This is a genomic window from Brevundimonas diminuta, assembly GCF_022654015.1.
In the GTDB taxonomy this organism is placed as follows: Bacteria; Pseudomonadota; Alphaproteobacteria; order Caulobacterales; family Caulobacteraceae; genus Brevundimonas; species Brevundimonas diminuta_C.
This window is the reverse complement of sequence record NZ_CP073063.1, coordinates 713,940-735,886: the sequence shown is the minus strand read 5'-3', so window position 1 is coordinate 735,886 and position 21,947 is coordinate 713,940. Positions and strand designations below refer to the sequence as shown.

Annotated in this window: 28 protein-coding genes; 12 read left to right on the top strand and 16 right to left on the bottom strand. The window is 68.5% G+C overall.

Annotated features, from left to right (window positions below; all coding sequences use genetic code 11):
* Window positions 1-37: 37 nt before the first annotated feature.
* On the top strand, window positions 38-223 hold the full coding sequence (locus KAK88_RS03585; protein WP_199059482.1) for a hypothetical protein: 186 nt from the start codon (window positions 38-40) through the stop codon (window positions 221-223).
* On the opposite strand, the gene KAK88_RS03580 is transcribed toward KAK88_RS03585, so the two are convergent.
* Entirely contained in the window at window positions 220-1,506 is a 1,287-nt protein-coding gene (locus KAK88_RS03580; RefSeq protein WP_242077898.1) for a bifunctional folylpolyglutamate synthase/dihydrofolate synthase, read from the bottom strand. The two genes, KAK88_RS03585 and KAK88_RS03580, sit on opposite strands and share 4 nt — an antisense overlap.
* A gap of 36 nt (window positions 1,507-1,542) precedes the next feature.
* On the opposite strand from KAK88_RS03580, the gene KAK88_RS03575 reads away from it, so the two are divergent.
* Window positions 1,543-1,986: a DoxX family protein gene (locus tag KAK88_RS03575; RefSeq protein ID WP_242077897.1), complete on the top strand. Its 444-nt coding sequence runs from the start codon at window positions 1,543-1,545 to the stop codon at window positions 1,984-1,986.
* On the opposite strand, the gene accD is transcribed toward KAK88_RS03575, so the two are convergent.
* The 8 genes from accD to KAK88_RS03535 all read right to left on the bottom strand — a co-directional run bounded on the left by accD (window position 1,941) and on the right by KAK88_RS03535 (window position 8,620).
* On the bottom strand, window positions 1,941-2,831 hold the full coding sequence (gene accD / locus KAK88_RS03570) for an acetyl-CoA carboxylase, carboxyltransferase subunit beta (protein ID WP_242077896.1): 891 nt from the start codon (window positions 2,829-2,831) through the stop codon (window positions 1,941-1,943). The two genes, KAK88_RS03575 and accD, sit on opposite strands and share 46 nt — an antisense overlap.
* Window positions 2,832-2,841: 10 nt before the next feature.
* Window positions 2,842-3,684: a tryptophan synthase subunit alpha gene (gene trpA / locus KAK88_RS03565; RefSeq protein WP_242077895.1), complete on the bottom strand. Its 843-nt coding sequence runs from the start codon at window positions 3,682-3,684 to the stop codon at window positions 2,842-2,844.
* Window positions 3,681-4,172, bottom strand: a complete 492-nt coding sequence (locus KAK88_RS03560) for a hypothetical protein (protein ID WP_242077894.1) — start codon at window positions 4,170-4,172, stop codon at window positions 3,681-3,683. Before KAK88_RS03560 ends, trpA begins: the two co-directional genes overlap by 4 nt.
* Complete coding sequence (trpB, locus tag KAK88_RS03555; RefSeq protein WP_242078555.1) at window positions 4,169-5,371, bottom strand: tryptophan synthase subunit beta; 1,203 nt, start codon at window positions 5,369-5,371, stop codon at window positions 4,169-4,171. Before trpB ends, KAK88_RS03560 begins: the two co-directional genes overlap by 4 nt.
* Window positions 5,372-5,448: 77 nt before the next feature.
* On the bottom strand, window positions 5,449-6,090 hold the full coding sequence (locus KAK88_RS03550) for a phosphoribosylanthranilate isomerase (protein ID WP_242077893.1): 642 nt from the start codon (window positions 6,088-6,090) through the stop codon (window positions 5,449-5,451).
* A gap of 40 nt (window positions 6,091-6,130) precedes the next feature.
* Complete coding sequence (locus tag KAK88_RS03545) at window positions 6,131-6,883, bottom strand: pseudouridine synthase (protein WP_242077892.1); 753 nt, start codon at window positions 6,881-6,883, stop codon at window positions 6,131-6,133.
* A gap of 32 nt (window positions 6,884-6,915) precedes the next feature.
* Window positions 6,916-7,815 carry a class I SAM-dependent methyltransferase gene (locus tag KAK88_RS03540; RefSeq protein WP_242077891.1) on the bottom strand — a complete coding sequence of 300 codons (900 nt, stop codon included), beginning with the start codon at window positions 7,813-7,815 and terminating at the stop codon, window positions 6,916-6,918.
* A 4-nt stretch (window positions 7,816-7,819) separates the two neighbouring features.
* Window positions 7,820-8,620 (bottom strand): undecaprenyl-diphosphate phosphatase, encoded by an 801-nt coding sequence (locus KAK88_RS03535; protein WP_242077890.1) that lies wholly within the window; start codon window positions 8,618-8,620, stop codon window positions 7,820-7,822.
* Between the two features lie 138 nt (window positions 8,621-8,758).
* Between KAK88_RS03535 and KAK88_RS03530 the strand changes: the two genes are divergently transcribed.
* From KAK88_RS03530 to queG, 3 genes are all read left to right on the top strand, one after another.
* Window positions 8,759-9,745 (top strand): cation diffusion facilitator family transporter, encoded by a 987-nt coding sequence (locus tag KAK88_RS03530; protein WP_242077889.1) that lies wholly within the window; start codon window positions 8,759-8,761, stop codon window positions 9,743-9,745.
* Window positions 9,746-9,806: 61 nt separating this feature from the next.
* A complete protein-coding gene (locus KAK88_RS03525) occupies window positions 9,807-10,493 on the top strand; it encodes an FtsZ-binding protein FzlA (protein WP_242077888.1) in 687 nt (228 codons plus the stop codon).
* 242 nt (window positions 10,494-10,735) lie between these two features.
* Window positions 10,736-11,845 (top strand): tRNA epoxyqueuosine(34) reductase QueG, encoded by a 1,110-nt coding sequence (gene queG / locus KAK88_RS03520; protein ID WP_242077887.1) that lies wholly within the window; start codon window positions 10,736-10,738, stop codon window positions 11,843-11,845.
* Between the two features lie 164 nt (window positions 11,846-12,009).
* Here queG and KAK88_RS03515 read toward each other — a convergent pair whose 3' ends face one another.
* Entirely contained in the window at window positions 12,010-12,525 is a 516-nt protein-coding gene (locus KAK88_RS03515) for an FKBP-type peptidyl-prolyl cis-trans isomerase (RefSeq protein ID WP_242077886.1), read from the bottom strand.
* Entirely contained in the window at window positions 12,506-13,708 is a 1,203-nt protein-coding gene (locus KAK88_RS03510; protein ID WP_242077885.1) for a threonine ammonia-lyase, read from the bottom strand. Before KAK88_RS03510 ends, KAK88_RS03515 begins: the two co-directional genes overlap by 20 nt.
* A gap of 174 nt (window positions 13,709-13,882) precedes the next feature.
* On the opposite strand from KAK88_RS03510, the gene KAK88_RS03505 reads away from it, so the two are divergent.
* Together KAK88_RS03505 and KAK88_RS03500 are read left to right on the top strand one after the other, a co-directional pair.
* Window positions 13,883-14,398 (top strand): hypothetical protein, encoded by a 516-nt coding sequence (locus KAK88_RS03505; RefSeq protein WP_055807750.1) that lies wholly within the window; start codon window positions 13,883-13,885, stop codon window positions 14,396-14,398.
* Window positions 14,399-14,513: 115 nt separating this feature from the next.
* Window positions 14,514-14,711 (top strand): hypothetical protein, encoded by a 198-nt coding sequence (locus KAK88_RS03500; RefSeq protein ID WP_039244035.1) that lies wholly within the window; start codon window positions 14,514-14,516, stop codon window positions 14,709-14,711.
* A gap of 16 nt (window positions 14,712-14,727) precedes the next feature.
* Here the strand turns inward: KAK88_RS03500 and KAK88_RS03495 are convergent, their stop codons facing one another.
* From KAK88_RS03495 to KAK88_RS03475, 5 genes are all read right to left on the bottom strand, one after another.
* Complete coding sequence (locus tag KAK88_RS03495; protein ID WP_045810625.1) at window positions 14,728-15,261, bottom strand: GNAT family N-acetyltransferase; 534 nt, start codon at window positions 15,259-15,261, stop codon at window positions 14,728-14,730.
* 167 nt (window positions 15,262-15,428) lie between these two features.
* Window positions 15,429-15,716, bottom strand: coding sequence for a 50S ribosomal protein L27 (rpmA, locus tag KAK88_RS03490; protein WP_039244031.1), 288 nt, complete (start codon window positions 15,714-15,716; stop codon window positions 15,429-15,431).
* 99 nt (window positions 15,717-15,815) lie between these two features.
* Window positions 15,816-16,370, bottom strand: a complete 555-nt coding sequence (gene rplU, locus KAK88_RS03485; RefSeq protein WP_091750606.1) for a 50S ribosomal protein L21 — start codon at window positions 16,368-16,370, stop codon at window positions 15,816-15,818.
* A gap of 160 nt (window positions 16,371-16,530) precedes the next feature.
* Window positions 16,531-17,064 carry a phosphoribosyltransferase gene (locus KAK88_RS03480; RefSeq protein ID WP_055754434.1) on the bottom strand — a complete coding sequence of 178 codons (534 nt, stop codon included), beginning with the start codon at window positions 17,062-17,064 and terminating at the stop codon, window positions 16,531-16,533.
* Window positions 17,057-17,992: an MJ0042-type zinc finger domain-containing protein gene (locus tag KAK88_RS03475; RefSeq protein ID WP_242077884.1), complete on the bottom strand. Its 936-nt coding sequence runs from the start codon at window positions 17,990-17,992 to the stop codon at window positions 17,057-17,059. Before KAK88_RS03475 ends, KAK88_RS03480 begins: the two co-directional genes overlap by 8 nt.
* A gap of 101 nt (window positions 17,993-18,093) precedes the next feature.
* On the opposite strand from KAK88_RS03475, the gene KAK88_RS03470 reads away from it, so the two are divergent.
* The 5 genes from KAK88_RS03470 to KAK88_RS03450 are packed head-to-tail and all read left to right on the top strand — an operon-like array spanning window position 18,094 to window position 21,891.
* A complete protein-coding gene (locus KAK88_RS03470) occupies window positions 18,094-18,774 on the top strand; it encodes a cell division ATP-binding protein FtsE (RefSeq protein WP_242077883.1) in 681 nt (226 codons plus the stop codon).
* Complete coding sequence (locus tag KAK88_RS03465; protein ID WP_242077882.1) at window positions 18,771-19,697, top strand: cell division protein FtsX; 927 nt, start codon at window positions 18,771-18,773, stop codon at window positions 19,695-19,697. Before KAK88_RS03470 ends, KAK88_RS03465 begins: the two co-directional genes overlap by 4 nt.
* The gene (locus tag KAK88_RS03460; protein WP_242077881.1) at window positions 19,694-20,338 is read left to right on the top strand and encodes a YdcF family protein; all 645 of its coding nucleotides are present in this window, start codon (window positions 19,694-19,696) and stop codon (window positions 20,336-20,338) included. The genes KAK88_RS03465 and KAK88_RS03460 overlap by 4 nt, the downstream gene beginning before the upstream one ends.
* Entirely contained in the window at window positions 20,339-21,076 is a 738-nt protein-coding gene (locus KAK88_RS03455) for a lysophospholipid acyltransferase family protein (protein WP_242077880.1), read from the top strand.
* Between the two features lie 35 nt (window positions 21,077-21,111).
* The gene (locus tag KAK88_RS03450; RefSeq protein ID WP_242077879.1) at window positions 21,112-21,891 is read left to right on the top strand and encodes a MipA/OmpV family protein; all 780 of its coding nucleotides are present in this window, start codon (window positions 21,112-21,114) and stop codon (window positions 21,889-21,891) included.
* Window positions 21,892-21,947 lie beyond the last annotated feature (56 nt).

Below are 21,947 nucleotides of genomic sequence, written 5' to 3'. Positions count from 1 at the left end.
CCGACCGGCGGGCGTTTTTTCATGCTAGGATGACGCCATGAGCGACGAAGACACCCCGAACCCGGCTGACGACATCCCCGGCGAGACCCCGGTGCAGAAGGCCCTGCGCCTGAAGAACGCCAAGCTGGATGCGCGCGCCAAGCCGCCGCGTGGCGGTCGCTTCCAGCGCGAACAGGCCGCCCGCATCGCCGCCGGCAAGTCCAAGCCCTGGATGACGCGCTAGTCGGGCCAGGTCTCCTCGCTGGCGCCCAGGACCTCGCCGGCCAGATACAGCGATCCGCAGATGGCGACCCGGCCTGCGCCCAGGCGCAGCGCCAGGTCCAGCGCCTCGGAAACCGATCCCGCCGGGGTTGCCGCCAGCCCGTGCCCGCGCGCCACGGCCGCTAAGGCGGTCGGCTCGGCCGCCGCCCCGTCGAAGCCGACGGTGAAGACGGTGGCCTGGCTGTCCTTCAGCGCGGCGAAGAAACCGCCCGCATCCTTGTTGTTCAACATGCCGCAAATCAGGGCCAGGGGACGCGGCGCCCGCGCCTGACGCTCAGCCAGAAACGCCGCCAGCGCCCGTGCCGCATGGGGATTGTGCCCTCCGTCCAGCCACAACTCCGCCTCCGCCGCCTTGGCCGCAGCGCCGTATGGACCCGCCGAAATCCTCTGCAGCCGGGCGGGCCAGCGCACGCGCTTCAGCCCCTCGGCGATCGCAGCCTCGGGCAGGTCCAGTTCGACCGCCGCCGCCACGGCCAGGGCCGCATTGTCGATCTGGTGCGCGCCTGCCAGGGCCGGCGCGGGCAGGTCCATGAACAGTTCCGCCGTCTGGAACGCCAGACCGCCCCGCTCGGCCCAGGCGTCGAAGTCGACCCCCAGCACGGTCAGCCGCGCATGGACGTCGGCGGCGCGCCGTTCGATGGCTGCCATCGCTTCTTCCTTCTGGCGCGCGATCACGGCCGGCGCTCCGGCCTTCAGCACCCCTGCCTTTTCCGAGGCGATGGCGGCCAGATCCGTGCCCAGGAACTCCGCATGGTCGTAATCGACCGGGGCGATGACGCTGAGCAACGGCCGTTCGATGACGTTTGTGGCGTCCAGCACCCCGCCCAGACCCACTTCGATGATGGCCAGATCGGCGGGCGTCTCGGACATGGCCAGAAAGGCGGCGGCGGTGGTGCTTTCGAACACCGTGGCCTCGCTGTCCGTCTCGGCCATGACCGCCTCGATCCGGTCCAGGATCGCGTTCAGATGGTCGTCCTCGATCAGCTTGCCGGCCAGCCGGATCCGCTCATTGAACCGCACCAGGTGAGGCGAGGTATAGGCGTGCACCTTCAGCCCCGCCGCCTCGGCGATGGCGCGGATCAGGGCGACGGTCGACCCCTTGCCATTCGTGCCCGCCACATGGATCACCGGCGGCAGCTTGTGCTGCGGATCGCCAAGGGCCGCGCACAGCACGCGCATTCTTTCCAGCGACAGATCGATCCGCTGGGGGTGGCGCGCGCGTAGTCGTTCGGAGACGGGATCCATCCGCCTCCTTTACCCCCTGATTTCGAGAACCGCGACATGACTTCCAGGCCGCAGATCAGAACCGCGGCGCGCCTCGTCCTCGCGGCCGTATTCCTGGGCGCAGGCGTGCTGCATCTGATGGTCCCCGGCCCTTTCGTGCGGATCACGCCGGCATGGGTTCCGCAGCCGGCCCTGGTCGTGGCCCTGACGGGGATCGCCGAACTGCTGGGCGCGGCGGGTCTGATGATCCCGCGCCTGCGGGTCGCTGCGGGCTGGGCGCTGGCCGCCTACGCCGTCTGTGTCTATCCGGCCAACATCCAGCATGCCGTGAACTTTATGACGTCGGGCGCAGGGTTAGGCTGGGCCTATCACGGCCCGCGCCTGCTGTTTCAGCCGGTCATCGTCTGGTGGTGCCTTTGGGCCTCGACCGCGATCGACTGGCCCTTCAGGCGGTTTCAGGCGGCGGCGCGGGCGCCGTCCATCAGCATGGACAGGATCTGACCCAGGGTGCGCGGCAGGTCGGCGCGGGTCACGACCCGGTCCACCATGCCCTTTTCCTGCAGATATTCGGCGCGCTGGAAGCCGGGCGGCAGTTTCTCGCGGATGGTCGCCTCGATCACGCGTGGACCGGCGAAGCCGATCAGGGCGCCGGGTTCGGCCAGATGCACATCGCCCAGCATGGCGTAGGAGGCCGTCACCCCGCCCGTCGTCGGATCCGTCAGGACCACGGCGTAAGGCAGTCTGGCGTCCTTCAGCTCTTCGATGGCCAGGGTGGTGCGCGCCATCTGCATCAGCGACAGGGCGCCCTCCTGCATCCGCGCGCCGCCGGCGGCGGTGAAACAGACCAGCGGAACCTTGCGGCTCACCGCCTCGCGCGCCGCCTTGATGAACGCTTCGCCCGCCGCCATGCCCAGCGACCCGCCCATGAAGGTGAAGTCCTGGACAATCACGACCGCGTCCTGACCGCCGACCGAACCATAGCCGATGGCCATGGTGTCCTTGCGGCCTGCGGCCTTGCGCGCGGCGTTCAGGCGATCCTTGTAGGATTTGCCGTCCGAGAATTTCAGAGGATCTTCCGGCACGTCCGGCGTGTCGACGGACTGGAAGACGCCGCCGTCGAAGGTGGCCTTCAGGCGCGTCGGCGCATCGATGCGCATATGCCGGCCCGACGGCGTCACCCAAAGGGCGGCCTCCAGGTCCGAGCGATACAACATCTCGCCGCTGTCGGGATCCTTGACCCAGAGATTGTCCGGGGTGTCGCGGCGCGACACGATCTTGCGCACGCCGGGCGCAAAGCGGCTCAGCCAGCCGCCGCGCTTTTCCTGAGGCTTGATCTTGTCGTTCATCCCGGCGCTCTTAGACGGTTTCCGCCACGGAAGCACTAGCGGCGACGGATCGAACCGCATCGCCCAGCGCCTTCACCCGGGCCAGAACGCGCGGCGCGACGGGTTCGTTCGCCTCCAGCGCCGCCGCCACCTCGTCCACCAGGGCCGAGCCCACGACCACCGCATCGGCGACGCGGGCGATTTCGGCGGCCCGCTCAGGCGTCTTGACCCCGAACCCGACCGCGACCGGCAGGCCAGAGGCCTTGCGCACCCGCTCGACCGCCGGCGCCACCACATCGGCGTTCGCTTCCTTGACGCCCGTCACGCCCGCGACGGCGACGTAATAGACGAAGCCCGAGGTGCCTTGGACCACGATCTTCAGCCGCTCGTCGTCCGAGGTCGGCGTCGCCAGCCGGATCAGCGAGATCGACACCTTGTCCAGCGCCTCGATCAGCGGCCCGGCCTCTTCCGGCGGGCAGTCCACGACGATCAGCCCGTCGATGCCGCAGTCGGCGGCGTAGGCGGCGAAGGCGTCATAGCCCAGGCTCTCGATCGGGTTCAGATAGCCCATCAGCACGATGGGCGTGGCGTCGTCGCCCTGTCGGAACTCCCTGGCCAAATCCATGGTCGAGCGCAGGCCGAAACCCGCCGCCATGCCCCGGATCGCCGCCCGCTGGATCGGCGGCCCCTCGGCCATCGGATCGCTGAACGGAAAGCCCAGTTCGATGATGTCCGCGCCCGCAGTCGGCAGCCCGTTCAGGATCGCCAACGCCTCTTCGCGCGACGGATCGCCGCCCATCACATAGGGGATGAAGGCCGCACGGCCCTCGGCCTTCAGCGCCTTGAAGCGCGCATCGATACGGGCGGTGGTCATTGTTGCGGCGATCCGGCGGCGGCAGGCGGTGTCGCGGCCGCAGCAGCCCCGCACACGTCGCCCGGAATGGTGGCGAAGCCCAGATAGCCGGGCAGTTCGGCGACGGCGGTCTTGGTGGTGTCGTAGAAGGCGACCATCTGTATGCCGTCGCAGCCGCCGGCCTCGCGGCGCTTGATGAAGACGACCCGGTTATCGTCGCCGCCGGCGGCCAGCCAGTTCTTGGTTTCCAGATCGGCGATATAGGCATCGGCCAGGGCGCCGATCTGGCCCAGCTGCGCGGTCACGCACCAAGCGCGCCCCGTCAGATTGTTCAGTCCCCCGCAATCGGGTGACAACTCGGCGCCGGGCAGCAGGCCGACGTCGGCCGGACCGCCTTGCGGCACCGACTGCGGCGCAGCGGGGGCCGGCGTCTGGCCAGGCGTCTGGGCCTGCGCAACGGCGGCGGACAGGCTCAGGACGGCGGTCGCCGCAAGAAGGGTACGGATCACAGGTTCACTCCCAGATGTTTGGCGACCTGGAAGATGTCCTTGTCGCCGCGCCCCGACATCAGCAGGACGACGTCGCCGCCCTTGCCGACTTCGCGCGCCACTTCGCCCGTCCGCGCCAGGGCGTGGGCGGGCTCCAGCGCCGGAATGATGCCTTCCAGCTTCGAGCACAGCTGGAAGGCTTCCAGCGCCTCATTGTCCGTCGCCGAGCGGTATTCGGCCCGGCCGATGTCGTGCAGCCAGGCGTGTTCCGGCCCGATGCCGGGATAGTCCAGCCCGGCCGAGATCGAGTGCCCCTCGACGATGTTGCCGTCCTCGTCCTGAAGCAAATAGGTCCGGTTGCCGTGCAGCACGCCCGACCGCCCGCCCTTCAGCGACGCCGCGTGATCCGGCGTATCCAGACCATGGCCGGCCGCTTCGACGCCGATCAGCCGCACGCCCTCGTCCTCGATGAAGGGGTGGAAGGCGCCGATGGCGTTCGACCCGCCGCCGATGCAGGCGACCACCGCTTCGGGCAGCTTGCCCATCCGGGCCATCGACTGGCTCTTGATCTCCTTGCCGATCACCGACTGGAAATCGCGCACCATGGCCGGATAGGGGTGCGGACCCGCCGCCGTGCCGATGATGTAATAGGTGTCCGAGACGTTGGTGACCCAGTCGCGCATCGCCTCGTTCATCGCGTCCTTCAGGGTCGCGGCGCCGGCCGTGACCGAGAAGACTTCCGAACTCAGCAGACGCATGCGGAAGACGTTCGGCTGCTGCCGCTCCACGTCAACCGCGCCCATATAGACGGTGCAAGGCAGGCCGAACCGCGCCGAGACGGTCGCCGAGGCCACGCCGTGCTGCCCCGCGCCGGTCTCGGCGATGATGCGCGTCTTGCCCATGCGGCGGGCCAGCAGGATCTGGCCCATGCAGTTGTTGATCTTATGCGCGCCCGTGTGGTTCAGGTCCTCGCGCTTCAGCCAAATCTTGGCCCCGCCGAAATGTTCGGTCAGGCGTTCGGCAAAATACAGCGGGCTTTCGCGACCGACGTAATGCTCCAGATAACCGTCCAGCTCGGCCTGGAAACTGGGGTCCGCCTTGGCCGCCTTGTAGGCCGCGTCCAGCTCGTGGATCAGCGGCATCAGGGTTTCGGCCACGAACTGACCGCCATACGGACCGAAGCGACCCTGCGCGTCCGGCCAGGCATAGGCGTTCGACAGCGGCTGGGTGGAATCGGCGGCTTGAATGGAGGTTTGGGCGTTCACGGTTTCGACTTTCACGCGGAGAGGCGTCGCAATTACGACCGGCGCGCGTTTTGGATGAAGGCCGCGATCCGGTCAGCGTCCTTAACACCCGGCGCGCTTTCCACGCCAGAGGACACATCGACCATGGGCGCGCCCGTTATCATCAGCGCCTCGGCCACATTATCCGGGTTCAGCCCCCCGGCCAGGAACCACGGACGACGAAAGGCGCGGCCGGCCAACAGGGTCCAGTCGAAGCTGTGCCCCACCCCGCCGGGCAGGGCCGACCCCTCCGGCGGCTTGGCGTCGAACATGAGATGATCGGCATGATCGTCCCATGCATCGGCGGCTGCGAAGTCGTCCGCCTGGCGGATGGGCAGGGCCTTGATAATCCCAGCGCCGGTCAGGGCCCGCACGTGGTCGGCCCGCGTGGGCGCCTCAGACCCATGCAGTTGGATGAAGTCGGGCCTCAGCGTCCGGGCGATCTGTTGCAGCAGGGCATCGTCGGGATCGACCGTCACCGCCACGATCTTCGCCCGCCCCCGCGAGCGCTCGAACAGGGCGGCGGCGGCTTCGGGCGCCAGATGGCGCGGGCTTTTGGGGAACACCACCGCCCCAACGAAATCCGCTCCGCCCTCCAGAGCGACGTTGAGCGTGTCGGGCGTGGTCAGGCCGCAGATCTTGATCTTGGTGGTCATTCCTCGACCTGCGCGTCCGATCCCGCGGGCGTCAAGAGCTTCAACCCACGCGCTCGGGCGCAGTGAAGATCGAGGCGACCTCGTCCGCCGTCGCCAGCCGCCACTGACCGGGCGCCAGATCGGCGGGCAGGACCAGTCCGCCCAGCTGTTCGCGATGAAGGGTTTCGACGTGGTTGCCGGCTGCGGCGAACATCCGGCGCACCTGGTGATAGCGGCCTTCCGTCACCGTCAGCAGAGCCTCGGTCGGCGAAACCACCTCCAGCACTGCCGGCGCCAATGGCTTGTCCTCGCCCTCCAGCACCAGCTCGCCCGAAGCGAACAGCGCGCCTTCCGTGCCCGTCAGCGGCCGCGCCAGACCCGCCCGGTAAACCTTGGCCACATGACGTTTGGGACTGATCACCCGGTGCAGCAGATCGCCGTCGTCGGTCAGCAGCAGCAGACCCGTTGTCTGCTTGTCCAGCCGTCCGATGGTCGAGATGGCGGGATCGCGCGCCCGCCAGCGCCCCGGCAGGATGTCATAGACCAGCGCCCCCTCTTCCTTGTGCGAACAGGTCATGCCCAGCGGCTTGTTCAGCAGGATCACCAGACCCTGAACGGGGTCCAGCGGCTCGCCGTCGATCTCCATCCGGCTCGGCAGATCAGGCGTGACGGGGATGCGTTTGGACACGTCCGTCAGGTCCGCCCCATCCAGCACGATGCCGCCCGCCTTGGCCATCCGCGCCATCTCGGCGCGTGATCCATAGCCCATCGAGCCCAGCAGACGATCGACCCTCGACGTCGGGACTTTCTTCATGCGCTACCGCCCTTCGAACTGCTTGAGCCCGGTCACTTCACCGCCTCGAACAGCTTGTAGCCGCCTGCCTCGGCGACCAGCCGCACCCGCTTGAACGCCGCGTTCAGCTCGGCCTCATAAGGCAGGTGCCGGTTGGCCACGACCCAGGCGACGCCGCCCTTTTTCAGCAGCTCCGCCGCCTTGCGGACAAAGGCCTGACCCAGCCGCCGGTCCTCGGCGCCGCCGTCGTGGAAGGGCGGATTGCTGACCACGAAATCCTTGTCGCCCTTGGCCTCCAGGGTGCGGGCGTCCGACCACCACACCTTGGCGCGGTCGTCCTCGATATTGCGGCGAGCGGCCTGGATGGCGCGCCGGTCCAGATCGACCATCTTCAGCTTGGTCACGGCGGGCGAGCGCAGCACCACGATCGACAGCGCGCCATAGCCGCAGCCCAGATCGACCACCTCGCCCTTCATCGCCGGCAGATGTTCGGCCAGCAGCGCCGAACCCGGATCGATCCGGTCCCAGGCGAACACGCCCGGCTGCGACCAGCCTTCCAGTCCCGGCACGATCTGCGGTCCGCCCGCGGCGATGGCCTCGTCCAGCCCCTCGACCGTTTCGGGTCGAATGACGACGCAGCGGCGATGATGCGCCTTGGCGGTCTCGGCGACCTCAACGCCGAACGCCTTCAACTCCTTGCCCAGGCGCGATCCGCCCTTGTCCTTGGGCGCCATGACGTCCAGCCGTCCCCCGACCTTCAGCGCCCTCAGCGCCAGGGCCAGCACATAGCGTCGCTCCAGCACGCCGGGCGGGGCGTAGATCATGATGCTGGCGGCCGAACCGGGTTCCTGCGCCTCCAGCGCCGCCGAGTCCGGGATCAGGGGCGAGGTCTGGATCGCGTCGCCGGGCGGATCGAAGACGACCGGCGGACGGCCATACAATAGCGTGGTCATGGCCTCAGAACCCCGCCTGCAACAGCGCCAGACCCACGACCCCGACCACGATCCGCCACCAGGCGAAGACGCCGAAGCCCCGCTTGGATACGAAATCCAACAGGAACCGCACCACAGCCAAGGCCGAGATGAAGGCCACGACGAAGCCCACGGCGATCAGGCCGATGTCGCTGAAATCCAGCGTCTTGTGGTTCTTCAGCAGGTCATAGGCCACCGCTGCCCCCATGGTCGGCAGGGCCAGAAAGAAGCTGAACTCGGCCGCCGACCGCTTGTCTGTTTTCAGCAGCAGGCCGCCGGCGATGGTGGCGCCGGACCGCGACACGCCGGGGATCATGGCCAGGCACTGGAACAGGCCGATCAGGAAATAGATCCGCATCGGATAAGCCTCGGCGTCCAGCCATTTGGGCTTCTTGTCCATCCGGTCCAGCAGCAGCAGGATCACCCCGCCGACGATCAGGGCGATGCACACCACCTGGGGCGTCTCGAACAGCACCGTCTTGATGAAGTCATAGGCTAGAAAACCGATCACGACGGCCGGCGCGAAGGCGACCAGCAGCCCGATCAGGAACCGGCGCGCCTCGGCGTCGAAGGGCCAGCGCGTCGCCAGGGTCCACAGCTTCTTGAAATAGACGCTGACGATGGCCAGCAGGGCGCCCAGCTGGATCACGATCTCGAACGTCTTGCCCGCGCTCTCGAAGCCCATGAAGTGGCCCAAGAGCAGCATATGGCCGGTGGACGAAACGGGAATGAACTCGGTCAGCCCCTCGACCAGACCCAGAATGATGGCGGCAAGCCAGTCCGACATGAGACCCTCGAAAACCAATGCGCCCGGAACGCGCCGCGCCCGGATGCCTTCCCCCTAGAGCATGATCGTTTCGGACGGAACGACCCGTTTGGGCCAGCGGTTGGCTTTCAGCCACGATTGCGCGAGAAGAAGCCGACAATGACGACGCCCGCCCCCGCCCCCGCCTCGCTTGACGACGCCCATCTGGCCACGCGCCGCATCACCCGCCTGTCGGTCGGGGTTGCGGTGGCGCTGATCGCGATGAAGGCGTTCGCGCTGGGCGCGTCCGGCTCGGTCTCCATCCTGGCGACCTTGGCGGATTCGGTTCTGGATCTGGCGGCGTCCCTGACCACCTTCTTCGCCGTGCGCTGGGCCGCCGCCCCGGCCGATGAGAACCACCGCTATGGCCACGGCAAGGGCGAGGCTTTGTCCGCCCTGGTCCAGGCCGGGTTGGTCTTCGCCTCGGCCATCTTCATCGCCTGGGAGGGGGTTCAACGCATCTTCGATCCCCGTCCCGTGACCGCCGGCCTGTGGGCGAGCGGGATCGTGGTCGCCACCATCGTCATCACGGCCTGGCTGGTGTGGATGCAGACCCAGGCCTTGAAGAAGACCGGCTCCGTCGCCGTCGCCGGCGACCGCGCCCACTATGCGGCGGACCTCGCCGCCAACGTCGTGGTGCTGATCGGCGTCATCTCGGGCGCCTTCCTCGGCGCGCCGGGACTGGATGCGGCCGCGGGCATCGTCGTCGCCGTCTGGCTGTTCTGGGGCGCGACCGGCATGTTGAAGGCCGCCGCCGATCACCTGCTCGACCGCGCCGTGCCCGAGGCCGACCGCGCCGCCATCACCAAGGCTGTCCTGGCCGATTCCCAGGTCTTCGGCGTGCACCAGCTGCGCACCCGCATGTCCGGTCAGGTGATGATGATCCAGATGCACGTCGACCTGGACGCGCACCAGACGCTGGACGCCGCACACGCCATCGTCGTCGCCGCCGAAAACCGGGTGCTGGCCCAGTATCCCGCCGCCGACATCCTGATCCACGCCGACCCGCGCGGCCACGCCCGTCCGCAGCCCGCGACCCCGGCTGCGGCTCCCGCCGAGCCGCAAGCCGCCTCGACCAGCCCCGCGCCCAAGGGGCCGTGGTCCTGACCTTGCGTCCAATTTCAATGCAGTAAATGCGCATTAACGGGTCCGGGCGCATCAACCCCTGATGGCCGACCCTTGCGTTCTCTTCCACTTCGCCTTCCAGCCCGCCTCGCGCGCCGCGCGACTGGCGCTGGGCGAGGCGCGGATCGAATGGACCGACACCCCGGTCCGTCCGTGGGAAGACGATTGCCCGGTCAATGACTTCAATCCGTCCGGCCTGCCGCCGGTGATCCAGACGATGGATCGCGGCCGCCCGTTGGTGCTGTGCGAACTGCCCGCCATCCTGGGCTGGATCGAGGATCAGCAGAAGGGGCCGCTGCTACTGCCCGCCGACCTCGCCGAACGGGCCGAGGCGCGCCGCCTGACCGGCTGGTTCGAGCGCCGCTTCATGGACGAGGTCGACGCCGTCCTGCTGCACGAGCGGATGGAGAAACCCCTGCTCAAGCTGGGTCCGCCCGAGGCCCGCGCCCTGCGCGACGGCCGCGACGCGCTGAAATCCCACCTCGCCATGCTGGAGGATTTGGTCGCCGCCCGCGACTGGCTGGCCGGCCGTCGCCTGTCCCAGGCCGACCTGATCGCCGCCGCCCACCTGTCGGTGCTGGACTATTTCGGCGAGGTTCAGTGGAAGACCTGGCCCGGCCTTAAGACCTGGTACTCCAAGCTCAAGTCCCGCCCCTGCTTCCGCCCCCTGCTCGCCGACCGCTTCGTCGGCGTGCCGCCCTCAGCCTGGTACGCGGATCTGGATTTCTGAGGCGATAGCGCAAAATCCTTCCCTCCTCGTCCGGTGAGGGTGGCCGACCCCCAGCTTGACCGGGGGGAGGTCGGGTGGGGGCGGCAAGGCGACGTCCCACGATATATCTTCATTTCAAGCACGTGCGGCCCAGCCGGGCCGCCCCACCCCGTCGCTGCGCGACGACCCTCCCCGGACGGGGAGGTAGAAGCGTTTGCTCTTTGCGTCGGGCGGTAAAGACAATACGTGCTATCCCCCGCCCCGTGTCCGACCGCCTGAAAACCTTCATCCGCCAGCGCGCGGCCGAGCTCGGCTTCGATGTCTGCCGGTTCGCCTCGGCGGCCGACGCCTGGCCGGCGGGCGAGCGGCTGCGGCATTTCGTGGACGAGGGCCGGCATGGCGACATGGAATGGATGGAAACGACGCTGGATCGCCGCCAGCACCCCACCGCTATGTGGGACGAGGCCCGGACCGCCATCGTCCTGGGCATGAACTACGGCCCTGAGCAGAACCCGCTGGATCAGCTGGCCGACCGTTCGGCCGGCTACATCTCCGTCTATGCGCGCGGCGACGACTATCATGAGGTCATCAAGGGCCGACTGAAACAGCTGGCGGGTCAGATCGCCGCCCGCAATGGCGCGGACATCAAGGTCTTCGTCGACACCGCCCCCCTGATGGAAAAGCCGCTGGCCCAGCGCGCCGGCCTGGGTTGGCAAGGCAAGCACACCAATCTGCTCAGCCGCACCCACGGCAACTGGCTGTTCCTGGGGACCATCCTGACCGCCGCCGAGATCGAACCGGACGCGGCCGAGACCGAACATTGCGGCCGCTGCACCGCCTGTCTGGACGCCTGTCCGACCAAGGCCTTCCCTGCCCCGTTCCAGCTCGACGCCCGACGCTGCCTGTCCTACCTGACCATCGAGTTCGCCGGTCCCTGGCCGGTCGAGCTCCGCACCCTGACCGGATCGCGCCTCTATGGCTGCGACGATTGCCTGGCGGTCTGCCCGTGGAACAAGTTCGCGCAGGAAGCCCGCGAAATCCGGCTGGCGCCCCGCCCGGCCTTCGAAAGCCCGCGCCTGCATGATCTGCTGGCGCTGGACGACGCCGCCTTCCGCGCCCTGTTCACCAAGAGCCCGGTCAAGCGGATCGGCCGCGACCGCTTCCTGAGGAACGTCCTCTACGCCGTCGGCAACTCGGGCGACGCGACACTCGTCGCCCCGACGAAAGCCCTGCTGGACGACCCCTCGCCCCTGGTGCGCGGCGCCGTCGTCTGGGCGCTGTCGCGGCTGACGCCGCCGGCCGAGTTCACTGCCCTAGCCGAGACGACGACCGAGACCGACTCCCGGGTTCTGGTGGAGTGGCGGCGCACTTAAGGTCTCCTCCCTGCGAAGCGGGGAGGGGGACCGCGCGTAGCGTGGTGGAGGGGCTCTTGAAGTCCCCCACACGCTTTTGATCAAGCAAAGAACCCCCTCCGTCTCTCCGCTTCGCTCCGAGCCACCTCCCCACAAAGTGGGGAGGAGATAGATTGCGCCAGCCGTCACCCCATGGCGATCCCGACGCCCGATCCGCCGCCGGGCACCTTGGCCACGTCCAGCAGTTTCAGGCGGAAGATCAGCACTGAGTTGGCCGGGATCTTGGGACTGCTCCGCTCGCCATAGCCCAGCTCGGGCGGGACATAGAGCAGCCATTCGTCGCCGACGCGCATCTTCTGCAAGGCTTCGGTCCAGCCCTTGACCACTTCCTCGGGCGTGAACACCGCCGGCGCGCCGCGTGCGAACGAGCTGTCGAACACGCTGTTGTCGACCAGCTTGCCCTCGTAATCGACCTTGACCAGGTCGTTGCGGTCCGGGCTGACGCCGCCCGCCGGCCCCGCCTGCACCACCTTGTATTGCAGGCCGCTGGGCAGGGTCTGGACGCCCTCTTCCGTGGCGTTCTTCGTCATGAAGGCGGCCGCCTCGACCTTGCCCGCGTTCGGATCGACCGGCTCGGCCTGGCCGCAGCCCGCCAGAAGCACAGCGCTCAGCAGCGCCGCCTTACCCCATCCGAAGTTCATAGCCGCGTTCCTTCAAGGCCTTGCCGATCTCGTCGGCGTGGGCGCTATCGCGCGTTTCGACCATGATGTCGAACTCGGCGCCCTTGGCCGGCACGTCCAGCGCCAGACGGTTGTGGACCACGTCGATGATATTGCCGCCCAGACCGCCGATCACCGCCGCCATGGCCGACAACATGCCGGGTCGGTCGTCGCCCAGAATGCGATAGACGATCAATCTCCGCTCTCGGACCATCTCGCGGTTTAAGACGACCGCCAGCATCCGCGCATCGATGTTTCCGCCGCACAGCTCCAGCCCGACCTTCATCCCCTTGAACCGGTCGGGATAGGCCAGAAGCGCCGCCAGACCGCCCGCGCCCGCGCCTTCGGACACCGTCTTCTCATAGGTGACATAGGTGGCGACGGCCCGTTCGAAGTCGGCTTCCTGGCAGACGAAGACCTCGTCCACCAGCGGATCGGCCAGGGCGAAGGGGATGTCGCCCACCGCCTTGATGGCGATGCCCTCGGCGATGGTCTGGCCGGTGCAGACCGGCGGCTGGCCCGCGCGTTTGGCGGTGAAGGACGGATAGCGCGCGGCCTCGACGCCGAAGACCTTGATGTCCGGCTTCATCGCCTTGGCCGCGATGGCGCAGCCGGCGATCAGCCCGCCGCCGCCGATGGGGATGATCAAGGCCTCGACCTCGGGCGCATCCTCCAGAAGCTCGATCGCGCAGACGCCCTGGCCCGCCACGATACCTTCGTCGTCGAAGGCCGAGACGAAGACATAGCCTTTCTCCGCTTCCAGCCGCTTGGCCGCCTCGGTCGAGCCGGTGAAGTCCAGCCCCTCGATCACCACGGTCGCGCCGTGCGAGCGCGTGCCGTTGATCTTGGCGAAGGGCGTGCCCTCGGGCATCACGATGGTCACCGGCACGCCCAGCCGTCCGCCGTGATAGGCCAGGGCCTGGGCGTGGTTGCCGGCGCTGGCGGCCACCACGCCGCGCTTCATCTCCTCGGGACTCAGCATCAGCAACCGGTTCAGGGCGCCGCGTTCCTTGAAGCTGCCTGTGAATTGCAGATTGTCGAACTTCACCCAGACCTCGGCGCCCGTCAGCTGCGACAGCTTTCTGGAATAGCGGGTCGGGGTGCGGTCGACCGCGCCGGCGATCCGGGTGCGCGCGGCTTGGATATCGGCGAAGGTGACGGTCATGCGGGGCGTTTCCGAGCTGTCGCGCCTCGACGACTGGGCGCGTTGTCGGGCCTGTTTCGCGCGTTGTCGGGTCCGGGTCCAGAGGGGGAATCTTGAGCGTGGAAGTCGCCCGGCCTGTCGTGCGATAGTGGGAGAAGTCGTCCCCCACGACCCCGAAATCCCGGAGGAAGCCCCATGTCGATCCGTTCGTTCGCCGCCCCTGGCCTGGCTCTCGCCCTGACCGCCGCCGCCCTCTCCGCCTGCGCGCCGACCGCTGGCGGCGGCCTGCCGAACGGGGGCCCGGCCGCCTTCAACGAGGCGGATTTCGGCTGGTCCCAGATGCCCGGCCGCAACAGCATTCAAGGCCAGATCGCCTTCGCCCGGGACGGCAAGGCCTTCGATTGCGTCGCCAGCGTCGGCCTGACGCCCGACACCCCCTATACGCGCGCGCGCATTCGCACCCTATACGGCTCGACCCAGCGCGCGGCCGTGCCTGCCGCGGTCGTTCGTGCGCGCACCGTCGCCGACGCCAACGCCGATTATCGCAACTATGTCCGCTCCGAGCGGTGCGAGAACGGTCGCTTCCGCTTCGACGGCCTGCCCGACGGCGGCTGGTTCCTGATCGTGCCGGTCACCTCGGGCGATGCGCCCCTGGTGCTGATGCAGTCGGTGCAGACGCGCGGCGGCCGGGTTGTCTCCGTCACCCTGTGACCCGCACGCCCCGTCTCACGAAGATGCGACCCCGGTAACGCGGATCGCCATCTTCTGACCACGAGCGCCCCGGACTGATCGCTGCTTCTGTGCGAGAGTTCGGGGAGCTTTTTTCTTGTCCCAACACAATATCATAGGATCCGAGGCCTTTACGCGAGGGCCGTCGGTCATCATCCGCAAGTACAAGGCGGGCGGCATGCGGCGGCGCCGGTCCAAGACCATCGCCACCTTCATCGCCGGCGCGGGCGCGATGCTGGTGGTGGGCGCCGTCGCTGTCGCAGCCGTCTATGGCCCTGCCCTGGCGGGCGGCTGACATTGCGGGCTGGCCGTCAGGCCAGCCACACCATCATGCGCGTATCGGCCTCGGCCCGACGCGCCCGGCTCCACGCCCGGCGCGTCTCGCCGGTGTAGAGAAAGCCGGCCTTTTCCAGAACGCGGCCAGAGGCCGGATTGTCGGCGAAATGGCCGGCGACTAGCGCCCGGCGCTTCCACTTGCGGCTGGCCCAGACCAGGGCGGCGTCCAGGGCCTCGGTGGCGAAGCCCCGACCCCAGTATTCACGCCCGATCCAGTAGCCGGTTTCCGGCACCCGATCCTCGCCCTCGAACAAACCGATGACGCCGATGGGCCCCACATCCTCATGGTCGATGACGAAGGTGTTGGCTCGCCTGGGATCCTGCGAGGCGACCTGCAGCACGAAGTCGTCGGCGTCGCGCATCTGAAACGGATGCGGCATCCGCTTGGTCATGCGCGCGATGTCCAGGTCGTTGGCCAGGGCGGCGATGCGCGGCGCATCCTGGGGCGCAGGCGCGCGCAGGATCAGGCGCCGGGTCTCGACGACGGGAGAGGTTTCGATGACGCACATGGGCGTTGCCTCGGATTGTCGACCATCTCCTTGAAGGGCTCGGACGGTCTTCGAGGCGGGGAAACGCAAACGGGGAGCCTGGTGATCCAGACTCCCCGCGGATTATCATCCCTGGTCCGGATCGGCTGCTGGCAAGAGCAACGCGATCCGGGAAGGTCCAGACTGCGTTACTCGGCGGCCATCGCCTGAGCGGCGTCGTCATTGGCCGCGAGGATCGACACGTAACAACGGCCGCCACGTTTGGTGGTGAATTTCACAGCGCCGTTCGTAAGGGCGAACAGGGTGTGGTCGCGGCCCATGCCCATGTTCTCACCGGCGTGGAAGGTGGTGCCGCGTTGGCGCACGATGATGTTGCCGGCCAGCACGCGCTCGCCGCCATACTTCTTCACGCCAAGGCGCTTCGACTCGGAGTCGCGACCGTTACGCGACGAACCACCGGATTTCTTGTGAGCCATCTTGCCGCTCCGTACTTTCTTGAGGATCCTACCGGCCTTTCGGCCTACTTGAGGACGTCTCTCTTAACTGGTCTGGCGCGGTGAGCGCCGGTGAATGTCTTAGGCTTCGTCGCCGGCGGCTTCAGCCTTGGGCGCAGCCTTCTTCTTGGCCGGGGCCTTCTTGGCGGGAGCCGAGCTCTCGACCACGACGCCCTTGACCTCGGCGCCGTCCACGTCGGTCACGACCGTCTCGGTCGAACCCAGCGAGGACGCAGCGTCACGAGCGGCCAGGTTGCGAGCGCGAAGGTTGATCTCGGCCTTGGTGGTCAGATCGACCTTGCCGTCCCACTTGGCGGTCTCGCCGGCGCCTTCGATGCCGGTGATGCGCAGAACCGATTCCATCTGGCGATGGCCGTTCGTGCGGCGATAGCCCTGGCGACGGGTCTTCTTGAAGATCTTGATCTTCTCACCCTTGCGGGTCTCGACCAGGGTCGCGCCGACGAAGGCGCCGTCGATCAGGGGGGCGCCCAGGGTCACGCCCTTGTCGCCGCCCAGCATCAGGACGCTGTCGAACTTCAGCTCAGCGCCGGCGTCGCCGTCGAGCTTTTCGACGACGATGGTGTCGCCCGGTTGGACCCGGTACTGCTTGCCGCCGGTCTTGATCACCGCGTACATGTTGAAGCCTCAGCGCAAACGCAAAAAAAGATACGCCCCCGGAGAGGGCCCCGGCGGCGAAGAGCGGCGACATATACGGAAGGGTGTCGGAGAGTCAACGCCGAACCGGGCGGAAATTCAGCCCCGGACGGATTATCCCCGCTGTCGCCGCGCCTTGAACTCAGTCGAGGGCGCAGATGTCCGGCAGGCCCCTCAGCGTGCCGGCGTGGTCCAGGCCATAGCCGACCAGGAAGCGGTTCGGCGCCTCCCAGCCGACGAAGTCCGGCTCGGGCGCGCGGGGCTTGGGCCAGGGCTTCCTGGCGAAGACGCAGGTCAGGACTTCGGATGCGCCGGCGTCCTTGGCGATGCGCACGGCCTCGGCCAGCGACAGGCCGGTGTCGAACACGTCGTCCAGGATCAGGACGCGGCGTCCCGCGATCGGGCGCTGGAAGGGCGCATAGACGTCGATCCGGCCCCGGCTGGTTTGCTCGTCGCCATAGGAGGCCAACCACAGGGCGTCGAAACGGACGTTGCGGCCGACGCGCGACAGGGCGCGGGTCAGGTCGGCGGCGAACCACAGGCCGCCGGTCAGCAGTACGGCGGCGACCGTGTCGTCGTCGATGACGGGCGCGATGCGCTGGGCCAGGTCGGCGACGATGCGCGCCACCTCGGCCTCGGACAGAAGAACGGTCGGCGTCGGGGAGGGATCAGCCATGATGCGAGGGCGATACCGCCTCACCATGCCCCTTGTCCACAGCCCCGACCGGCCGCGCGTCGATCGGCGCGGCCGTGTTCGGCGCCTCGGCGCCGGGCGCCGTCGCCGAGCGCAGTCCTTGAGAGCTTTCGGCGGCGGGCTGCGCCGCGTGCGCGGGCGCGGCCTTCGCCTCCTGGCCTCCATGTTCAGCTGGGGATTTGGCCGGCGAAGGGCTGGCCGGCGCGAAGTCGACGCCGATCCCCGCCCCGTGGCCGCCCGGATCGGGGATCAGGGCGGCGAAGCCCTGGACCTTGCCCGGCAGGACCGGCGCCGCGTCGATCTTTACGATCTTGAACCCGACCTCGGCGCCGGCGGCGTCCAGCAGGGCCACGCGAATCGGCGGGGAGACGATCTCGACGTCGCGCACATTGCGGATGGCGCCGGACACCACGACCATGCCGGGATGGTTCGGCGCAGCCTTGGCCGTCAGCGCTTCGAAGTCCAGCCCGACCGGATTGACCGGCGCGCCGAAGAATTTGTAGGCCGAAGCCGCCCGGGGGAAGGCCTGGACGATCTCGACGCGGAACAGGAAGGCCGAAACGATCAGGCCGATGAAGACGCTGGCCAGACCCGCCCAGATCACGCCCTGGGTGGCGGCGCGGCGCAGCTTCTTCTGGCGATCGGCGCGGGCGCGGAAGGCGCGAGGCAGTTCCGGCGCCGGCGTTTCGGCCAGGCTGGCCGCCGTCGGCGCAGGATCAGGTTCGGGCGGTGCTGCGGGCGCGACGGCGGCGACCGCCGGCTCGGGCGTCAGGGTCAGTTCCAGCGGCTCGTCGGGGGTCGCGCGCCAGACTTCGCCGCACGATTGGCAGCGCACCTTGCGACCTTCGGGGCCTATGGCTTCGTCACGAATGAAATAGCTGGTGGCGCAGGCGGGGCAGGTCAGTATCATGTGGCTGACTGCGAGGCTGTCGCCCCCTCCCGTAAGGCGCGACGCCGCGCCCTGTTCCTGAAACACATACCATGCCGTCCTCGCCCGCCGAACCCGCCGCTATGACCGAGACCGTTCGCCTGTCCGGCGTCGGCTTCGGCTATGTCGGCGCGCCCGACGTGCTGCGGGACGTTAACCTCATTTTGCCGCGCGGCTCTTTCCACTTTCTTACCGGGCCGTCCGGGGCCGGAAAGTCCTCGTTGCTGCGTCTGCTGACGCTGGCGGACCAACCCCGGACGGGAACCCTCCGCCTGTTCGGATCGGATGTCACGCGCATCGATCGTCGCGACATCCCGGCCTTTCGGCGGCGGATGGGCGTGGTGTTTCAGGATTTCCGCCTGCTGGATCATCTTTCGGCCTTCGACAATGTCGCCCTGCCGCTGCGCCTCACGGGCTTATCCGAGCCCGAGTACGCCGACGACGTGCGCGAGATGCTGAAATGGGTCGGCCTGGGTCGCCGGATGGAGGCCCGTCCCCCCGCCCTGTCCGGCGGTGAGAAGCAACGGCTGGCCATCGCCCGCGCCGTCATCACCCGCCCCGGCCTGATCGTGGCCGATGAACCGACCGGCAGCGTGGACGCCGTCATGGCCGACAAGCTGCTGCGGCTGTTCCAGTCGCTGAACAAACTGGGCGCCACGGTCCTGATCGCCAGCCATGACGAGGCCTTGGCCCAGCGATCCGGCGCGCGCGTCTTGAGGCTGGAGGCCGGACGGCTCAGCGAACCCTCGCGGGCCGCCGCATGATCCGTCTGTCAGACTTCAGCCTCTCCAGCCGCCGGCCCGGCCTGCTGCCGCCCGCCGCGGCTGGCGAGCCGTGGCTGATGACCGTCATCGCCGTGCTGTGTTTCCTGGCCTGTCTCGCCGCCGTCGCCGCCTCTGCCGCCGACCGCGCCGCGCACGGCTGGGCCCGACAGCTGGGCGCCGAGGCCACCGTGCAGGTCCGTCCCCGCGTCGGCGAAACCGGCGACACCGCCGCCGCCCGCGCGGCCGAGACCCTGTCCGGCGTCGATGGGGTGGAGGAGGCCGCCGCCCTGAGCCGCAAGGCGGCTGAGGATCTGCTGCGCCCCTGGCTGGGCGACGCGGTCCTGCCCGATCTGCCCCTGCCCCATCTGGTGACGGTCCGACTGAACGCACAGGCGCCCGCCAGCGCCGTCACCCTGAGCCGCGCCCTGGCCGAGGCCGGGCTGGACGCCACGGTGGACGATCACAGCCTGTGGCGCGGCGAGGTCGAGCGGTCCGCCGGCATGATCACGGTCCTGGCCGGCGCCGCCTTCCTGGCCGTCGCCTTCGCTGCGGCCGCCGCCATCGCCTATGCGACGCGGGCGGGCCTGGCGGCCGGTCAAGGCGTGATCGAGACCCTGAGCCTGAACGGCGCGACCGACGGGGCCATCGCCTGGCTGTTCCAGCGGCGGTTCGGCCTGATGGCGGCCGGCGCCGGCGCGATCGGCGCCGGGCTGGCGGCGATCCTTCTGATCCTCCTGCGGTTCATCGGCGGATCGGGCGGCCTGACGGCCGCCCTGCCGATCAGCTGGAGCGATCTGGCCTTGCTCTCGCCTTGCCCGCTGCTCGCGGCTACGGTTGCGGTTCTCGCGGCGAGATTCGCCGCCATGCGCGTGCTGGCGTCAGCCGGGCGCGTATCTGGGCCGACACAGGGAGGGGGCGCATGAGACTGTTGAGCGTCATCTTCATCGCCGGTCTGATCTGGCTGGTCGGCCTGTTCGCCTTCGCCCACCGGGTGCGCGAGCTGACGCCGGCCGACGACCCCGCCCGCGCCGACGCCATCGTGGCCCTGACCGGTCCGTCGTCCGAGCGGGTCAACACCGCCATCCGCCTGTTGGAACAGGGCAAGGGCGAACGGGTACTGATCTCCGGCGTCAATCGCGAGGTGCGCCGCCAAGAGCTGCGCGAGCTGACGCCCGGCTCCAGCCGCCTGTTCAACTGCTGCGTCGACCTGGGCTTCGAGGCCGAGGACACCGTCGGCAACGCCCAGGAGATCGCCGCCTGGACCCGCGCCAAGGGCTATCGCAACCTGATCGTCGTCACCTCCGACTATCATATGCCGCGATCGCTGGTGGAAATCCGGGGCCAGCTGCCGGGCGTGAAACTGACGCCCTACGCCATCTCTACCCCGTCGCTGGACAATGCGCGCTGGTGGCGGGCCGCGGTGACCGCGCGGCGGATGACGCTGGAATATATGAAATACCTTGCCGTCCTGGGCCGTGAGGGCGTGCGTCGCATCACCCGCGACCGGCCCGCCGCCGTCACGGCCGAGACCGAAACCGCCCCTGACGAAAAGGCCGCGTCCTAAGTGAACACCCTGCGTTCCCTGATCTTCACCGCCTGGCTCTATCTGTCGATGCCGATCATCGCCATCGGCCTGTCGCCGGTGCTGCTGCTGCCGCACCGCTATGTTCAGGGCGTGTGCAAGCTGTGGGCGAAGATCGTCCTGTTCGGCCTGCGCTGGATCGCGGGGGTCAAGGTCGAGGTGCGCGGGCTGGAGCACGCCCCGTCCGGCGCCGCCCTGATCGCGTCAAAACACCAGGGGATGCTGGATATCGTGGCCCTGCTGGCCGTCCTGCCCGACGCCTGTTTCGTGATGAAGAAGGAACTGATGCCCCTGCCCTTCTTCGGGTGGTTCGCCTGGAAGTCGAAGATGATCGCCGTGGATCGCGCGGGCCACGCCAAGGCGCTGAAGGATATGACGAGACAGGCGCGCGACCGCCTGGCCGAGGGCCGCCAGATCGTCATCTTCCCCGAGGGCACGCGCAACGATCCGGGGGTGCCCGGCGACTACAAGCCCGGCGTCGCCGCCATCTATCGCGATTTGGAAGGCCCCTGCTGGCCCGTCGCCACCAACTCCGGCGTCCACTGGCCGGCCCACGGCTTCCGCCGCTATCCTGGGACGGTCGTGTTCGAATTCCTTGAGCCGATCCCGGCCCAGCTGAAGCGCGGCGCGATGATGGCGTTGCTGGAAAGTCGCATAGAGACGGCGTCTTTGGCGCTGCTGGAGCCAAAGGCCCAGCTTGCGCATTCTGGACCGGCCTGACCTCCCCGCTCGGGCGCCATTCATGGAAACGCCCGATGCTTCGTCCCCTTCTGCTCTCCGTCGCCTTCGCCGCCGTCGCCGGCTCCGCCCTGGCCCAGTCGCAACCCTATGAGCAGATCAGGCCCGCCCCCCAGAATTGGACCGTCGATCTCGGCGCGGGCGTCCTCTATCGCAACGATTCCAACGGGGACACAGGCTCCAAGACGACGGTCGCTCCGTGGGTTTCGGCGAACTATCGCAACCTGGTCTATCTGAACCCGATCGACGGCCTGGGCTGGAACGCGATCAAGACCGACGACTTCCGCGCCGGCCTGCAACTGCGGCCGCGCTTCTCGGCCGATGATATCGAGGGCCTGACGCTGGATCGTCCGGGCTTCGGCGCCGACCTGGCCGCCTACGCCTACAAGCGTCTGCCCGGCAATGTGGTGGTCGGCGGTCGGATCAGCCGCGACGTGTCCGACGTCAGCGAGGGCACGGAATATTACGCCTCGGTCGGCCATCAGCGCGTGACTCCGGTCGGCCTGCTGAACGCGTCGGTCTATGTGCGCGGCGGCGATTCCAAACTGGCCGACGCCTACTATGGCGTCAGCACCGCCGAGGCGGCCGCCAACGGCATCAGCGCCTATTCCCCCGGCGGCGGGCTTCAGGGTGCGGGCACCAGCCTGGTCCTGCTGGTTCCGGTCGGCGACAAATGGGGCGCTGGGGCCTTGCTCAACTACGAACGCCGCCTGGGCGACGTGGCCGACAGCCCCCTGTCGCAAAGCGACGACGCCGTCCGCACCGGCGTCTTCATCGCCCGTCGCTTCGGCGGCTGAGCCTCGTCAGCGACTAGCTTTTTTGTCGCTCATGCCAAGCCCTTTGGGCTTGGCGC

Excerpts from the sequence above, each read along its gene's own strand:
- KAK88_RS03495 (WP_045810625.1), bottom strand. The coding sequence starts at position 15,261 with ATGTGCGTCATCGAAACCTCTCCCGTCGTCGAGACCCGGCGCCTGATC.
- KAK88_RS03505 (WP_055807750.1), top strand. The coding sequence starts at position 13,883 with ATGTCGATCCGTTCGTTCGCCGCCCCTGGCCTGGCTCTCGCCCTGACC.
- KAK88_RS03450 (WP_242077879.1), top strand. The coding sequence starts at position 21,112 with ATGCTTCGTCCCCTTCTGCTCTCCGTCGCCTTCGCCGCCGTCGCCGGC.
- KAK88_RS03480 (WP_055754434.1), bottom strand. The coding sequence starts at position 17,064 with ATGGCTGATCCCTCCCCGACGCCGACCGTTCTTCTGTCCGAGGCCGAG.
- KAK88_RS03525 (WP_242077888.1), top strand. The coding sequence starts at position 9,807 with ATGGCCGACCCTTGCGTTCTCTTCCACTTCGCCTTCCAGCCCGCCTCG.
- KAK88_RS03575 (WP_242077897.1), top strand. The coding sequence starts at position 1,543 with ATGACTTCCAGGCCGCAGATCAGAACCGCGGCGCGCCTCGTCCTCGCG.
- KAK88_RS03515 (WP_242077886.1), bottom strand. The coding sequence starts at position 12,525 with ATGAACTTCGGATGGGGTAAGGCGGCGCTGCTGAGCGCTGTGCTTCTG.
- KAK88_RS03530 (WP_242077889.1), top strand. The coding sequence starts at position 8,759 with ATGACGACGCCCGCCCCCGCCCCCGCCTCGCTTGACGACGCCCATCTG.
- trpA (WP_242077895.1), bottom strand. The coding sequence starts at position 3,684 with ATGACCACCGCCCGTATCGATGCGCGCTTCAAGGCGCTGAAGGCCGAG.
- rpmA (WP_039244031.1), bottom strand. The coding sequence starts at position 15,716 with ATGGCTCACAAGAAATCCGGTGGTTCGTCGCGTAACGGTCGCGACTCC.
- KAK88_RS03545 (WP_242077892.1), bottom strand. The coding sequence starts at position 6,883 with ATGAAGAAAGTCCCGACGTCGAGGGTCGATCGTCTGCTGGGCTCGATG.
- KAK88_RS03510 (WP_242077885.1), bottom strand. The coding sequence starts at position 13,708 with ATGACCGTCACCTTCGCCGATATCCAAGCCGCGCGCACCCGGATCGCC.
- KAK88_RS03465 (WP_242077882.1), top strand. The coding sequence starts at position 18,771 with ATGATCCGTCTGTCAGACTTCAGCCTCTCCAGCCGCCGGCCCGGCCTG.
- KAK88_RS03460 (WP_242077881.1), top strand. The coding sequence starts at position 19,694 with ATGAGACTGTTGAGCGTCATCTTCATCGCCGGTCTGATCTGGCTGGTC.
- accD (WP_242077896.1), bottom strand. The coding sequence starts at position 2,831 with ATGAACGACAAGATCAAGCCTCAGGAAAAGCGCGGCGGCTGGCTGAGC.
- KAK88_RS03470 (WP_242077883.1), top strand. The coding sequence starts at position 18,094 with ATGACCGAGACCGTTCGCCTGTCCGGCGTCGGCTTCGGCTATGTCGGC.
- KAK88_RS03540 (WP_242077891.1), bottom strand. The coding sequence starts at position 7,815 with ATGACCACGCTATTGTATGGCCGTCCGCCGGTCGTCTTCGATCCGCCC.
- rplU (WP_091750606.1), bottom strand. The coding sequence starts at position 16,370 with ATGTACGCGGTGATCAAGACCGGCGGCAAGCAGTACCGGGTCCAACCG.
- KAK88_RS03475 (WP_242077884.1), bottom strand. The coding sequence starts at position 17,992 with ATGATACTGACCTGCCCCGCCTGCGCCACCAGCTATTTCATTCGTGAC.
- KAK88_RS03585 (WP_199059482.1), top strand. The coding sequence starts at position 38 with ATGAGCGACGAAGACACCCCGAACCCGGCTGACGACATCCCCGGCGAG.
- KAK88_RS03535 (WP_242077890.1), bottom strand. The coding sequence starts at position 8,620 with ATGTCGGACTGGCTTGCCGCCATCATTCTGGGTCTGGTCGAGGGGCTG.
- KAK88_RS03580 (WP_242077898.1), bottom strand. The coding sequence starts at position 1,506 with ATGGATCCCGTCTCCGAACGACTACGCGCGCGCCACCCCCAGCGGATC.
- KAK88_RS03550 (WP_242077893.1), bottom strand. The coding sequence starts at position 6,090 with ATGACCACCAAGATCAAGATCTGCGGCCTGACCACGCCCGACACGCTC.